We start from the raw sequence: 14,526 nt of genomic DNA, 5'->3' as shown, positions 1-14,526 counted from the left end.
GTTTTTGGTGTCAGACCATCATGTGAATTTTTCACATGGTGCCTGACACCTTTCATCATTTATCAAATTGAATTTCCAACTGGATGGTAAGTGTGGTGAATATAGTCATTTCTTTCACCTTAAGTTTATATCTTTTCTCATTAATTTTTATTGGTTTGTTTTCAATTATTTTTTTTACCAGGTCTTTACTTTTGGCGACGGTTTCTAAATCTTTTGCCAGTACCATTTTAATGTCATCGCGGACGGCTTCTTCTGTTTCAAAGACACTGAAATCATCCAGTTTATACCTTTCCCAGTTGATTATTTTAATGTTAATTTTCTGAACCGTAATCTTCGCTAAATTACGTTTGTTTAGTTCTTCATAGTCTTCCTGCCATATCTTAAGATCGTTATTCAGCTCGGTTATATCCTTCTGCTGTTTACGAATCAGCTTTGCGTTATCCTCCTGCCAGACCCCGAAAATATATAAAAAAATACACCAGCTGATGGCTCCTCCTACAGCCATTCCTGCAAAAAAACGCTGCCATGATGGTCTTCGGTAATATGGCGGGATTCTCATGATGAAATATGCTCCTGAGTCATCCAATTTATAATGAGGGCCCCAGTCTGTGCACCGCCTAAAGCTGAAAGGATTAATAAAAATTGTTTGAAAAGATCTTTTGTATCAGCATTTAGAAACCCACGTTCGAAAGTATAAACGGCATCAAATGTGCCGCCTATGGCTGCAACAATTGCCCAAATTCTTAGTGCTGATGATAAGCGGTAGACGGTTGTAAGAGGGGGATGTCCAGTTAAAAAGGAGGCAATTCCCCCTATTAATGAGCCTCCGAGCAAAACTCCTAAAGCAATAAAGTAACTTTCAATAAAAGCAGGAAAAAAACCAATTTCTTTCATACTTTCCTCAGTCCTTACATTTAAATAAATGTTGTTTCTATCATTTATATGGACAGTCGCGGATAAATATGAATTTTTAAATGAGAACATATTTTCTTTTTATCTCGTAAAGTTCTATAATAGGTTATGAAATCATGTAATGAGGGTGTGATGAAATGTCTTTTATTCACCTGCATGTTTATAGCGCTTATAGTTTATTGACAAGCACGGCTTCTGTACCCGGATTAGTTAAAACTGCGTACGAAAAGGGGTTTCGTGCACTTGCTCTGACTGACAGAAATGTAATGTACGGTACAATTGAATTTTATAAACTATGTAAACAGATGGGAATTAAGCCGATTGTTGGCTTGACCGTGGATGTGGCAGGGATTCAAAGTGAGAATGAAGCATTTCCGCTTGTCCTGCTGGCTGAAAATGAAGCAGGATATAAGAATCTATTGAAAATTTCCAGCGCTGTTCTAACTAAATCGGAAAATGGAATACCATTGAAATGGCTGCAGCATTATGGGTCGGGACTTATTGCCATAACACCAGGGGATGAAGGAGAAATTGAACAAGCGCTGACAAAGGGTGATTTAGATTTTGCCCGAGAGCTAATCGCAAAATATGCTGCAATCTTTGGAAAGAAAAATTTTTATCTTGCTATGCAAATTCATCATTTGCATCAAGAGGCAAGCATAAGACCTCACTTGCTGCTGTTGTCAAAAGAATTGAACATCCCTCTTGCTGCAACGAATCAAGTCCACTATTTAGACAAAGATGATATGTTTGCGCATGAATGCCTCTTAGCGATAAAGAATGGGGATAAATTACAGGATGAACATCGGGAGAAATTTGAAAACGACCAATTCTATTTAAAGACGGCAGCTGAAATGGCAGATTGCTTTGCGGATTTTCCGGAAGCATTAGAAAATACTCTTCTAATTGCCGAAAGATGTAACGTCAATATTGAATTAAATAAGACATACCTTCCTGCTTTTCCAACAGAAAACCAGGACATTTCGGCCGATGAATACCTTGAAAGTTTGTGTTTAACTGGCCTTGAAAAACGTTTTTCTTCCCCTTCCAAAGAATATATGGACCGGTTGAATTATGAATTAGCGGTAATCAAGAGAATGAAATTCAGCAATTATTTTTTAATTGTATGGGATTTTATGAGGTTTGCAAGGGAGAACGGAATCTTAACTGGGCCAGGCCGGGGTTCTGCGGCTGGTTCACTGGTTTCCTTTTGTTTATACATTACAGATGTTGACCCGATTGAACATAATCTATTATTTGAGCGTTTTTTAAATCCAGAACGAATCTCAATGCCTGATATCGATATAGATTTTCCAGACCACCGCCGGGACGAAGTTATTGAATATGTAGCAAAAAAATATGGTGAGCTCCATGTTGCTCAAATCATTACATTTGGAACGCTTGCCTCAAAGGCTGCTTTAAGAGATGTCGGTCGGGTTTTTGGATTAAATACTAAAGAATTGGATTATTTATCTAGATTAATACCTTCTCGGATAGGGATTAATTTAGCGGAAGCCTATAAAGAGTCAGAGGGGCTAAGGAAATTTATATCAGACACACCGCAAAATAAAAAGCTTTTTGAAACTGCTCTGAAATTAGAGGGACTGCCGCGGCATACTTCAACACACGCTGCAGGTGTGGTAATAAGCGATAAGCCGCTTGTTGATTTAGTGCCCATTCAGCAGGGCTCTGCTCATGTTTATTTAACCCAATATTCAATGGAATATTTGGAAGAGATGGGCCTGCTCAAAATGGATTTTCTAGGGCTTCGAAATCTCACCTTAATAGAGACGATTTTGACCACAATAAAACGACATACGGGGCAAACATTAGACATTCGCTCTATTCCATTAAGTGATACTAGAACATTTACCTTATTAGCCGCGGGAGAAACCACAGGTATATTTCAGCTGGAATCAGATGGAATGAGAAAGGTATTAAGACGGCTTAAACCATCACGATTTGAGGATATTGTTGCGGTTAATGCCCTATATCGCCCGGGACCAATGGAGAATATTCCGCTTTTTATTGATCGAAAACACGGGCGTATTTCGGTTGAATATCCTCACCCAGACCTTATGCCTATTCTTGAAAATACGTACGGTGTCATCGTCTATCAGGAGCAAATAATACAGATTGCCTCGAAAATGGCAGGATTTTCACTTGGTGAAGCAGATCTCTTACGACGTGCTGTCTCAAAAAAGCAAAAGGAAGTGCTTGACAAGGAGCGGAATCACTTTGTCAATGGGGCACTTTTAAAAGGTTATGAAGTGGCAACTGCCAATGAAATTTATGATTTGATCGTTCGCTTTGCAAATTATGGGTTTAACAGGTCCCATGCGGTTGCATATAGTATGATTGCTTATCAATTGGCATATTTAAAAGCGAATTATCCAGTTTATTTTATGGCAGGATTATTAACTTCTGCGATAGGCAATGAAACGAAAATTGCACAGTATCTCATGGAAGCCAAACAAATGGGAATCCCAATCCTACAGCCATCTATTAATCATAGCAGTTTTCCTTTTCAGGTTGAAAATGGTGAAATCCGCTATAGTTTAGCAGCAATTAAAGGCGTCGGAGCTGCAGCGCTAAGGGAAATTTTTCAAGCGAGAAAGAAAAAGTTATTTAAGGACTTATTCGATTTTTGCATACGTGTTTCAACTAAAGCTATAAATCGCAGGACACTTGAAGTACTTGTCCATTCCGGGAGCTTCGATGATTTTGGTATGGATCGCGCTGTCTTGCTGGCAAGCCTAGATGTGGCTGTTGAGCATGCACAGATATTTAAACCGGATGATTCCAATCAATTTGATTTATTTGAAGGAGAATTTAATCTTAAGCCGAAATATGTAATAGTGGACCCAATAAGTCAAGGGCATAAACTTTCATTTGAAAAGGAGGTATTAGGACTCTATCTCTCCGATCATCCTATTTCCGTATACGAGAAAGATCTGATCCAAAGAGGCGCACAGCCATTATTCCAAATTAAAACCCGTATGCTTAAAGCTGCTGCAGGTGTTTATCTTTCAGAGATAAAAACGATTCGTACAAGAAAAGGGGAATTAATGGCGTTTCTAACAATCAGTGATTCAAGCGGGGAAATGGAAGCCATTGCATTCCCAAATGTATTTAAGAAATCATCATCATTTTTGCAACAAGGGAAATTTGCCGTACTTGAAGGAAAGATTGAGGAAAGAGATGAAAAGCTGCAATTTATTATTCAGCAAGTGTACGAAATCGATGAATGGATACAAAGAAATTCGTTAAAACAGCCGGTGTTATATCTGAAAGTCAGTAAAGAGAAGCATGAAGATCTATATCTTCAGCAAATAAATCAGCTTCTTGAAAACAATAAGGGAAATATAAGTGTGGTTTTACATTATGAAGCTAATCGGAAAACCGTTAAATTAGGAACAGCAAAAAATATTAACCCAACCCCTGATTTACTTCATTCTTTACAAGATATTCTGGGTCCGCAAAATGTAGTTCTTAAAGATTAATTCTTTACAACTATTAGAGATATGTTATATTGTTAAAGAGAAAAATTGTGGTCTGACCACTATTTCATTGCAGTTTTTTAGTATCGGCGTGTTTATAAAATGTGTAATAATTTGAGGGGTGACATTTCTTGACTTTGCGAGAAGAAGCGTTACATATGCATCGAATTCATAAAGGTAAGTTAGAGTCGAAATCAAAGGTGCCTGTCCGGAATGCCCATGATTTAAGTTTAGCATATTCACCTGGTGTGGCTGAACCATGTAAAGATATTTATGAGAAGCCGGAAACAGTATACGACTACACGATGAAAGGAAATATGGTTGCAGTCGTTTCTGATGGTACTGCTGTTTTAGGGCTGGGTAATATCGGTCCGGAGGCAGCTTTACCGGTTATGGAAGGAAAAGCAGTATTATTTAAAAGCTTTGCTGGTGTTGATGCTTTTCCAATTTGCTTGAATACAACGGATGTAGACAAAATTATTGAAACAGTTAAGCTGCTTGAACCAACTTTTGGCGGTGTGAATTTAGAAGATATTGCTGCGCCAAATTGTTTTGTCATTGAAGAAAGATTAAAAAGGGAAGCAAATATCCCTATCTTCCACGATGACCAGCATGGTACAGCTATTGTTACTGTTGCCGGTCTAGTTAATGCTCTGAAACTTATTGGAAAAAAAATAACCGAAATAAAAGTTGTTGCCAATGGGGCCGGTGCGGCTGGGATTGCCATTATCAAATTATTATATAGCTACGGTGTCAGAGATATCGTCATGTGTGATACAAAAGGTGCTATATATGAGGGACGTCCTAATGGAATGAATGCAGTAAAAGCTGAGGTAGCGAAGTTTACTAATCGTGACAATCTTACAGGAAGTCTGGAAGAAGTTATTAAAGGTGCAGATGTGTTCATTGGTGTTTCCGTCGCTGGCGCATTGACAAAAGAGATGGTTGAATCCATGAATTCAGATCCTATCATTTTCGCAATGGCTAATCCTGTCCCTGAAATTATGCCTGAAGAGGCAAAGGCAGCTGGAGCAAGGGTTATTGGCACAGGGCGTTCTGACTTCCCAAATCAAGTTAATAATGTTCTTGCGTTCCCTGGCATTTTCCGCGGGGCACTTGATGTACGCGCCACACATATTAATGAAAAAATGAAAATTGCTGCAGTACAAGCAATCGCCGACTTAATCAAGGACGATGAATTAAATGCAGATTATGTCATTCCGGGACCATTCGACCCGCGTGTTGCTCCAGATGTAGCTGCAGCGGTTGCTAGAGCAGCTATGGAAACAGGAGTAGCCCGCATAAAAGTGGATCCAGAAGAAGTGAAGGAAAAAACAAAGAGGCTCGCACTTATTGGTAAAAGTGAGTGATTTTGTAAGTGTCAACTTCAAAGATATACTTGGAAATAGTTAAACATTTACGAGTAATGATTAGTAATAACGGGCTGAAGCCTGGTGATAAAATACCTTCAGAACGGGATTTATCGGAGCGCCTGGATGTCGGGCGCTCTTCCGTTAGAGAAGCTCTTAGGGCCTTAGAATTGCTTGGCTTAATTGAAACAAAGAAAGGGGAAGGAACCTTTCTTCGGGACTTTCGCGGTAATCAGCTGGTACAAATTCTCAGTACATTTATATTACAGGATGAAAAGGCCAAAAGGGATGTCTTTGAAACGAAATATATAATTGAAATTGATTGCCTGCGTTTAGCTTTAAAAAGAATAGACCGAAAAAACATTGTGAAATTAAGAAATTGGATTACAAAAATTGAAAGCTTTGAAGATGATGAATTTTTCTATCAAATCATTTTATTAGCAGATAATCACCTGTTTTTAAGAATTTGGTTAATTTTAAAGGATTATTATTATTCATTAGTTCAAACTCCTCCAAAATACAAACGAGAGGATTATTTATTTTTATTGGAAGCTTTAGAAGAAAAAAATGAAGAACTGACAGTTGCTGCTTACTGGAAATTACGAAATTTGTCTGTTTAGGGCCGACAAATACTAACAAATTTTGAACTCTTTTTATTTTATAGTGAATGATACAAGCCCTAAAATATGGGCGTTTTAAATACAGTAGTGGTCTGACCACTTTTCTTCATCACAGTACGTATGAGATTTAAGTTAGATAGAAAGACTGCTGAATAGATTTATCCGGGATGCTTTCTATCATGCAGGTGTTATACAAGGGAGGCTTAAAACTTGGCGCTTAAAGATCTTTTTACAAAAAATCAGACCAAAAAGAAAAAATATGCAACCATTCCTACGGAAGCTGCTAAACAGGATGTTCCCGAAGGAATTATGACAAAATGCCCTTCATGTAAAAAAATAATGTATACAAAAGAACTTCTAAAAAACCATAAGGTATGTCTGCATTGCCAACATCATTTTCAAATGAATGCGGGAGAACGAATTGAAAGCTTTATTGATGAAGGCAGTTTTGAAGAAATAAATGAAAATATGATTTCAAAAAATCCACTTCAATTCCCTGGTTATTTGGAAAAATTAGAAAAAGATAGACAAAAAAGTAAGTTGAATGAGGCCATAGTAACCGGAATAGGAACTGTAGGGGGCTGCAAAGTGGTTGTAGCGATTATGGATGCCTCCTTCCGTATGGGGAGTATGGGCTCGGTTGTAGGTGAGAAAATAACGCTTGCAATTGAAAAAGCAGACGAGCTTTCTGTACCGTTTATTATTTTTACGGCATCAGGCGGCGCGAGAATGCAAGAGGGCGCAATTAGTTTAATGCAAATGGCTAAAACAAGTGTGGCATTAAAGAAATTTAGCAACAATGGCGGTCTGATTATATCCATTATGACCCATCCAACTACAGGAGGGGTATCAGCAAGCTTTGCTTCTTTAGGAGATTATAATTTTGCGGAGCCAGAGGCCCTAATTGGCTTTGCAGGGCGGAGAGTTATTGAACAATCCATTCGTGAAAAATTGCCGGAGGATTTCCAGACAGCTGAATTTCTTTTGAAACATGGTCAATTAGATGCCATTATTTCAAGGCTGGACCTAGCTGAGAAGATTGCGAATATCCTTGAAATTCATCAACCAGGGGGTGAAATCACATGGTAGGGGAATTGGAATTTGAACGTCCGCTTATTGAGTTAAGAAAAAAGATTGCGGAATTAAAAGAGTTTACTCTAAATACGGATGTAGATTTAAGTTCTGAAATAAGTAAATTAGAAGCCAGGTTAGTCAAACTTGAGCAGGATATATATGAAAATATCAAACCTTGGGATCGAGTACAGATAGCTCGGCACCCAAATAGACCAACAACACTCGATTATATTTCATATTTATTTGAAGATTTCTTTGAATGTCATGGTGATCGAAGATTTGCTGATGACGAGGCAATTGTAGGCGGTATTGCAAAATTTAAAGGTCTTCCTGTTACTGTAATCGGTCATCAAAGAGGGAAAGATACGAAGGAAAATATCCGTAGAAACTTTGGTATGCCGCACCCGGAAGGATACAGAAAGGCAATAAGGCTAATGCATCAGGCAGATAAATTTAAGCGGCCGATTATTTGTTTCATTGACACTAAGGGTGCTTATCCTGGAAAGGCAGCAGAAGAACGAGGTCAAAGTGAAGCGATCGCTCATAACCTGTTTGAAATGGCGGGCCTAAAGGTACCGGTTATTTGTGTTGTAATTGGTGAAGGCGGAAGCGGCGGTGCGCTTGGTCTAGGAGTAGGCAATCGGATTTATATGCTGGAGAACTCTACTTATTCAGTTATTTCTCCTGAGGGTGCTGCAGCAATTCTATGGAAGGATGCAGCACAGGCTAAACGTGCAGCTGAAACGATGAGAATAACGGCTCCAGACTTAAAAGAATTGGGAATTATTGACGAAATTATTCCGGAAATTAAAGGTGGAGCCCATAGAGATGTCAAAAAACAAGCTGAACAAATTGAACATACTTTGCTGGCGACCTTAAAGGAACTATTGAAATTGTCTCCAGAAGAATTAGTAGAAGACAGATACAATCGTTTTAGAACGATTGGAGAATTTGACTTCATTAATGAATATGCTGGAGTTAAATAAAAGCGTGCTCGTAATGAGCACGCTTTTATTTGGGGGAAAATTATTTTCAGCTAATATGAAAAAGTTCACAAAAAAGATAAAGATAACGTTTCCATTTTATGATAAAACGTTTCCAATTTATTAACTATTCTGCGAATTTAAAATACCGGTGTAATAAGGTTGTTAAGGTCCTGCCTTCATGTTATTTTATTAATATTCAAGGGTTTTATGTTAATAATAAATAAAGGTTTAAATCTAGTACAAACTCTAATGCAATCTTAAATTAATAATGGTTTACATAATTTTTTAATTCCATTTTGAGGTGAGGATCATGAAAAAAATTGGGGTACTTACGAGCGGCGGCGACTCCCCAGGGATGAACCCAGCTATAAGGGCTGTTGTCAGAAAGGCTATTTATCATAATATAGAGGTATACGGGATTTATGGAGGATACGCTGGATTAATTTCTGGTAATATTAAAAAGCTTGAACTGGGTTCTGTTGGCGATATTATACATCGCGGGGGCACCATGCTTCATTCTGCACGCTGCCCTGAATTTAAAACAAAAGAAGGACAGCAGCAAGGAATTAATCAATTAAGAGCTTTTGGAATCGAAGGTCTTGTCGTAATCGGCGGTGACGGGTCATATCGTGGTGCCAAGGCATTAACAGAACAAGGCTTCCCTTGTATAGGTGTACCGGGAACAATTGATAATGATATTCCAGGAACAGATGTTACAATTGGATTCGATACTGCTTTAAATACGGTGCTAGATGCTGTTGATAAAATTCGTGATACTGCAACTTCTCATGAAAGAACATTTATTATTGAAGTAATGGGCCGCGATGCGGGAGATATCGCCCTTTGGGCAGGACTTGCCGGCGGTGCAGAAACGATATTAATTCCTGAAGAAAATTATGATATGAATGAAATTGCAGAAAGACTGCGTAAAGGGCAGGAACGCGGTAAAAAGCATAGTATTATCATTGTTGCTGAAGGTGTTTCGAGCGGCGTAGAGTTTGCTAAACAGTTCAAAGAGGCTACTAATTTAGACACGAGGGTATCTGTATTAGGTCATATTCAACGCGGCGGATCTCCGACAGCACAAGACCGAGTTCTTGCAAGCAGATTAGGGGCTAAGGCTGTGGAACTGCTGATTGAAGGAAAAGGCGGCCGTGCTGTTGGCATCGAAAAGAATGTATTGGTTGATTACGATATTGTAGAGGCGCTTAATCACAAACGCCATCAATTGGATCTAGAACTATATAAGCTATCAAAAGAACTATCTATTTAACTTTTTAACATTGTATGAATAAAGAAAAATTTTAACAATATGACCAGCTCATGTAGGGAGGAAAAGGAATGTTACGAAAAACAAAAATTGTTTGTACGATTGGTCCTGCAAGTGAAACTATTGAAAAATTAGAACAATTAATACAATCAGGTATGAATGTAGCCCGCTTAAATTTTTCTCATGGTGATTATGAAGAGCACGGTATTCGTATTCAAAATATTCGTGAAGCAGCTAACCGGACAGGAAAGACCATTGCCATTTTACTTGATACTAAAGGGCCAGAAATTCGGACAAATAATATGCAAAATGGTGCGATTGAGCTTAAAGCTGGGGAAAATATTATTATTTCCATGACAGAAGTCGAAGGGACTACTGAAAAATTTTCCGTTACATATCCTGGATTAATTGATGATGTTCACGTAGGATCAAAAATACTTCTCGATGATGGATTAATTGGACTAGAAGTATTAAAAGTGGACCAAGAAGCTAAAGAAATTTATACAAAAATTCTTAACAGTGGTACACTGAAGAACAAAAAGGGCGTCAATGTCCCGGGTGTTTCGGTTAATTTACCGGGAATTACTGAAAAGGATACAAATGATATTCTGTTTGGAATTGAACAAGGAATTGATTTTATTGCTGCTTCCTTTGTGCGCAGGGCAAAAGATGTGCTCGAAATCCGCAGACTATTAGAAGAAAACAATGCCACACATATCCACATCATTCCTAAAATTGAAAACCAAGAAGGTGTCGATAACATCGACGAAATTCTAGAGGTTTCAGATGGCCTGATGGTTGCCCGCGGTGATTTAGGTGTTGAAATTCCTGCTGAAGAAGTGCCTCTTGTACAAAAAATGTTAATTAAGAAATGTAATGCACTCGGGAAACCTGTTATTACAGCTACCCAAATGCTTGATTCAATGCAGAGAAATCCACGACCTACCCGTGCGGAAGCTAGTGACGTAGCGAATGCAATTTTTGACGGTACAGATGCTATAATGCTTTCTGGAGAAACAGCTGCTGGGCTTTATCCAGTTGAGGCTGTACAGACAATGCATAACATTGCTTCAAGAGCTGAACAAGCATTAGATCATAAAGAAATTTTATCCCACCGTAGTAAAAATACAGAACATAATATAACAGATGCGATTGGGTTATCAGTAGCTCATACGGCATTAAATTTAGAGGTTAAATCAATCATTACTCCGACAGAAAGCGGACATACTGCAAGAATGATTTCTAAGTATCGTCCAAAGGCAGCGATTGTGGCTGTTACAGCTAACGAATCAGTTTGCCGCCGCTTATCACTTGTTTGGGGCGTGTATCCTCAGCTTGGAAAGTTCTGCTCGACAACAGATGAAATGCTTGAAATTGCCGTAGAAGAAAGCTTGAACAGCGGTATTGTGAGACGCGGAGATTTAGTAGTAATTACAGCGGGTGTTCCGGTTGGAGAAGCAGGAACGACGAATTTAATGAAGATTCATGTTGTTGGCGATATTATTACAAAAGCACAAGGAATTGGCCGCAAATCTGCTTTTGGTAAAGTAGTTATTGCTAATAATGCAGCCGAAGCTTTAGACAAAGTAAAGCCTGGATCCATCCTCGTTACGATTGGATCTGACCGCGAAATGGTGCCTGCTATTGAAAAATGTGCCGCGCTAATAACGCAAGAGGGCGGGCTGACAAGCCACGCAGCTGTTGTTGGATTAAACTTAAGTATTCCGGTAATCGTAGGAGTAGAGAATGCCCTCAGCTTATTTAAAGAGGGACAAGAAGTAACTGTCGATGCAGCAAGAGGAATTATCTATAACGGACATGCAAGCGTCCTTTAATTAAGAAAGCCGAAGTTCTAAAAAATGACAAAAAAACGTCAGCTCACACTTGATAAGCTGACGTTTTTTTTATGCTTCTTTTCCTTTAATGAAAGCCCATAAATCATGAAACACATTAGCACGATAAAGGGTATTAATTATTACAAGCGTAACAGGACCTATAATTAATCCTAAGAAGCCAAACAATTTAAAACCGACAAATAAGGCAATTAATGTTGCTAACGGATCCAGCCCAATACTTGACGACAAAATTTTAGGCTCCATAATTTGTCTTTGAACGAGCACAATTATGTAGAGGATTCCTAACCCGATTGCAAGTCCCATATCCCCTCCAATTGCCTCATATATGATCCAAGGAACAAATACAGCTCCTGTACCAAGGTACGGAATAATATCGACAATTCCTGTTAGTAACGCAATGGTAATCGCATAATCGACTCTAAGAATCAGCAAACCAATTAAAATAATCACCGTAGTAATCGAAATAAGTGTCAACTGTGCTTTGATAAAGCCGAATAATGCCTTTTTTAAATCAACAAAAACTGTTCTGCCGCTAGTTTGAGCTTTCTTTGGAAGAAGTCTGCGTCCAATTGTAGCAAATCGCTGCCAGTCCTTGCTGATGAAAAAAGTAGCTAATAGGGAAAAAATAAGAACTGTTGCTGCATTTGGAATCCAAGAGAAAAAATTAGGAATATTGCCAAATAGATTTTTAATAAAAGTACCGACCGTTGTACCGATCGTTTTACCTACATTTTGGATATTCTCTATAATCGTATCCTGCTGTCCGGTACCGAGCTGTTTGAAAATAGATGTCAATTGATTGTAAAACGGAATAATTTGGGCAGTAAAGTAAGTTTCAATATAATCAATTAAAGTATCAAGATGCTGAGGTACTACTTTTGCTAAATAGTTTGCCCCAGACACAACTTCTGCGACTAAAAGAGTCACCAATCCAGCGAATACAGCAATCAGAATGATAAGTGCAACTACCACCGCCAATGCCCGCGGCATTTTAGCCCTTTTTTCAAAAAAATTAACAAGCGGGTTAATCGTAAAGGCAATAACTAGCGCAATAATAAATGGGTAGGTTATTTTTGAGATATAAAAAAGTGCAAGCAATGAAAATACGACAACACCAACAACGAAAAAAAACCTTAGCGTCCGGTATAGGTACTTTGTATTCAACAGGAGACCCCCTAAATTCAAGTCACTATCACTTATTTTACCATTTGTTTAATAGTTCTGCATAATTTACCAAGATGATTTTTCTGATAGATATACGGTTAGTGAGAAAAGAAGGTTTCAAAATTAATAAAATACTCATTGCTACTTTTTTAAAATGTTATGGTAAAATAATTTACATGGTGGAATGGTTAAATATTTTTTTGTATTTTGAGTTCCTTTCCATTCACAAAAGTCTGATTATTGTTTATAATAAGCTTGTAAGCGTATCCTTGGTACATAAGCAACTTTTTTATGGTGGATACTTTTGAAATAATTATTTATTTGTGAATGAAAGGGCAGTCATTTATTTGTTCCAATCCCGAGCAACCGCTCAGTCGCTGTAAGCATTCATGTCGACAGGATTTATTTAGAAGGAATTTTTGTAAAGCCATTTCATTCAAACAATAATTGAAGCCATTACAGCTTCGATAAACCATTTTTTTAATAAAATATGGGTAATGGGGAAATTTAGAAAGCGAAGGAGAGATTTATTATGACAGTAACTCGTGGTCTTGAAGGGGTAGTGGCAACAACTTCCTCCATCAGTTCAATTATTGATGACACGCTTACTTATGTTGGCTATAACATTGATGATTTAGCTGTAAATGCTAGTTTTGAAGAAGTAATTTACCTTTTGTGGCACCTTCAACTGCCAAATGCAGAACAGCTGGCAGAATTAAAGCAGCAGCTGGCTGAAAATGCAGCCCTTCCAAAGGAAATTATTGAGCATTTTAACATGTACCCAATTCAAAAAGTACATCCTATGGCAGCACTTCGTTCAGCAGTTTCTTTATTAGGCTTATATGATGAAGAAGCTGATGTTATGGATCCCGAAGCAAACTACCGCAAAGCAATTAGATTACAGGCAAAAATGCCTGCAATTGTAGCCACTTTTGCCCGCGTAAGAAAGGGTCTTGAACCTGTAGCACCAAGAAATGATTTAAGCTTTGCAGCAAATTTCCTTTACATGTTAACAGGTAAAGAACCTGCACCAATTGCTGTTGAAGCAATGAATAAGGCACTTGTGCTGCACGCGGATCATGAATTGAATGCTTCTACATTTACTGCTCGCGTTTGCGTAGCTACATTATCCGATGTATATTCCGGTATTACAGCTGCAATTGGAGCGTTAAAGGGACCGCTTCACGGCGGGGCAAATGAGGCCGTTATGAAAATGCTGACGGAAATTGGCACACTTGAAAATGTTGAGCCGTATATCCGCGGTAAACTTGACAAGAAAGAAAAAATTATGGGATTTGGACACAGAGTATACCGTCAAGGAGACCCTCGTGCTAAACATTTAAGAGAAATGTCTAAGAAATTAACGGAGCTTACTGGTGCACCAGAGCTGTATGAAATGTCCGTTAATATTGAAAAGATTGTTACCGGTGAGAAGAAACTCCCGCCTAACGTAGATTTCTATTCGGCATCTGTTTACCATAGCTTAGGTATAGATCATGACCTAATGACACCAATATTTGCTGTAAGCCGTGTATCCGGCTGGCTGGCTCATGTTCTAGAGCAATATGAAAACAACCGCTTAATCCGTCCTCGTGCAGAATACACTGGTCCTGGGATGCAAAATTATATTCCAATTGACCAAAGAGGATAATATTTTACTTTTACTTCAAAAATTGATTCAATAGATATGGATGTTAAGGTTAGGGGCTGAGGCCTCTAACCTTAGGCTCAGTCTACACATCTTATTTTTAGGCTTTTTACATAAGCAGAAGGG

The 14,526-nt window shown here is 38.3% G+C and carries 11 protein-coding genes; 8 read left to right on the top strand and 3 right to left on the bottom strand.

Annotated features, from left to right (window positions below; translation table 11 throughout):
* Positions 1-55 precede the first annotated feature (55 nt).
* Both ytrI and ytrH read right to left on the bottom strand, forming a co-directional pair.
* Positions 56-559 carry a sporulation membrane protein YtrI gene (gene ytrI / locus IE222_RS04100; RefSeq protein WP_191269940.1) on the bottom strand — a complete coding sequence of 168 codons (504 nt, stop codon included), beginning with the start codon at positions 557-559 and terminating at the stop codon, positions 56-58.
* On the bottom strand, positions 556-894 hold the full coding sequence (gene ytrH / locus IE222_RS04095; protein ID WP_191269938.1) for a sporulation membrane protein YtrH: 339 nt from the start codon (positions 892-894) through the stop codon (positions 556-558). The genes ytrI and ytrH overlap by 4 nt, the downstream gene beginning before the upstream one ends.
* 155 nt (positions 895-1,049) lie before the next feature.
* Here ytrH and dnaE point away from each other — a divergent pair, with 155 nt between their 5' ends.
* The 7 genes from dnaE to pyk all read left to right on the top strand — a co-directional run bounded on the left by dnaE (position 1,050) and on the right by pyk (position 11,567).
* Complete coding sequence (dnaE, locus tag IE222_RS04090) at positions 1,050-4,415, top strand: DNA polymerase III subunit alpha (protein ID WP_191269936.1); 3,366 nt, start codon at positions 1,050-1,052, stop codon at positions 4,413-4,415.
* A 128-nt stretch (positions 4,416-4,543) separates the two neighbouring features.
* Positions 4,544-5,782: an NADP-dependent malic enzyme gene (gene ystJ / locus IE222_RS04085; RefSeq protein WP_191269935.1), complete on the top strand. Its 1,239-nt coding sequence runs from the start codon at positions 4,544-4,546 to the stop codon at positions 5,780-5,782.
* Positions 5,783-5,838: 56 nt separating this feature from the next.
* The gene (locus IE222_RS04080) at positions 5,839-6,402 is read left to right on the top strand and encodes a FadR/GntR family transcriptional regulator (RefSeq protein ID WP_191270219.1); all 564 of its coding nucleotides are present in this window, start codon (positions 5,839-5,841) and stop codon (positions 6,400-6,402) included.
* A gap of 210 nt (positions 6,403-6,612) precedes the next feature.
* Positions 6,613-7,491 (top strand): acetyl-CoA carboxylase, carboxyltransferase subunit beta, encoded by an 879-nt coding sequence (accD, locus tag IE222_RS04075; protein ID WP_191269933.1) that lies wholly within the window; start codon positions 6,613-6,615, stop codon positions 7,489-7,491.
* Positions 7,485-8,462, top strand: a complete 978-nt coding sequence (gene accA / locus IE222_RS04070) for an acetyl-CoA carboxylase carboxyl transferase subunit alpha (RefSeq protein ID WP_191269931.1) — start codon at positions 7,485-7,487, stop codon at positions 8,460-8,462. The genes accD and accA overlap by 7 nt, the downstream gene beginning before the upstream one ends.
* Positions 8,463-8,772: 310 nt before the next feature.
* Entirely contained in the window at positions 8,773-9,735 is a 963-nt protein-coding gene (gene pfkA, locus IE222_RS04065) for a 6-phosphofructokinase (RefSeq protein WP_191269929.1), read from the top strand.
* A gap of 68 nt (positions 9,736-9,803) precedes the next feature.
* Positions 9,804-11,567, top strand: coding sequence for a pyruvate kinase (gene pyk, locus IE222_RS04060; protein ID WP_191269927.1), 1,764 nt, complete (start codon positions 9,804-9,806; stop codon positions 11,565-11,567).
* A 69-nt stretch (positions 11,568-11,636) separates the two neighbouring features.
* Here pyk and ytvI read toward each other — a convergent pair whose 3' ends face one another.
* A complete protein-coding gene (gene ytvI / locus IE222_RS04055; protein WP_191269925.1) occupies positions 11,637-12,752 on the bottom strand; it encodes a sporulation integral membrane protein YtvI in 1,116 nt (371 codons plus the stop codon).
* A gap of 532 nt (positions 12,753-13,284) precedes the next feature.
* On the opposite strand from ytvI, the gene citZ reads away from it, so the two are divergent.
* Positions 13,285-14,403 carry a citrate synthase gene (gene citZ, locus IE222_RS04050; protein ID WP_191269923.1) on the top strand — a complete coding sequence of 373 codons (1,119 nt, stop codon included), beginning with the start codon at positions 13,285-13,287 and terminating at the stop codon, positions 14,401-14,403.
* The last annotated feature ends 123 nt before the right edge of the window (positions 14,404-14,526 follow it).

The sequence above is a fragment of the Neobacillus kokaensis genome, assembly GCF_014656545.1.
In the GTDB taxonomy this organism is placed as follows: domain Bacteria; phylum Bacillota; class Bacilli; order Bacillales; family Cytobacillaceae; genus Neobacillus; species Neobacillus kokaensis.
This window is presented reverse-complemented; position numbering and strand designations above follow the sequence as displayed.

Coding starts and splice junctions, on each gene's coding strand:
- ytrI (WP_191269940.1), bottom strand. CDS start 559: ATGAGAATCCCGCCATATTACCGAAGACCATCATGGCAGCGTTTTTTT.
- pyk (WP_191269927.1), top strand. CDS start 9,804: ATGTTACGAAAAACAAAAATTGTTTGTACGATTGGTCCTGCAAGTGAA.
- citZ (WP_191269923.1), top strand. CDS start 13,285: ATGACAGTAACTCGTGGTCTTGAAGGGGTAGTGGCAACAACTTCCTCC.
- IE222_RS04080 (WP_191270219.1), top strand. CDS start 5,839: ATGATTAGTAATAACGGGCTGAAGCCTGGTGATAAAATACCTTCAGAA.
- ytrH (WP_191269938.1), bottom strand. CDS start 894: ATGAAAGAAATTGGTTTTTTTCCTGCTTTTATTGAAAGTTACTTTATT.
- accA (WP_191269931.1), top strand. CDS start 7,485: ATGGTAGGGGAATTGGAATTTGAACGTCCGCTTATTGAGTTAAGAAAA.
- dnaE (WP_191269936.1), top strand. CDS start 1,050: ATGTCTTTTATTCACCTGCATGTTTATAGCGCTTATAGTTTATTGACA.
- pfkA (WP_191269929.1), top strand. CDS start 8,773: ATGAAAAAAATTGGGGTACTTACGAGCGGCGGCGACTCCCCAGGGATG.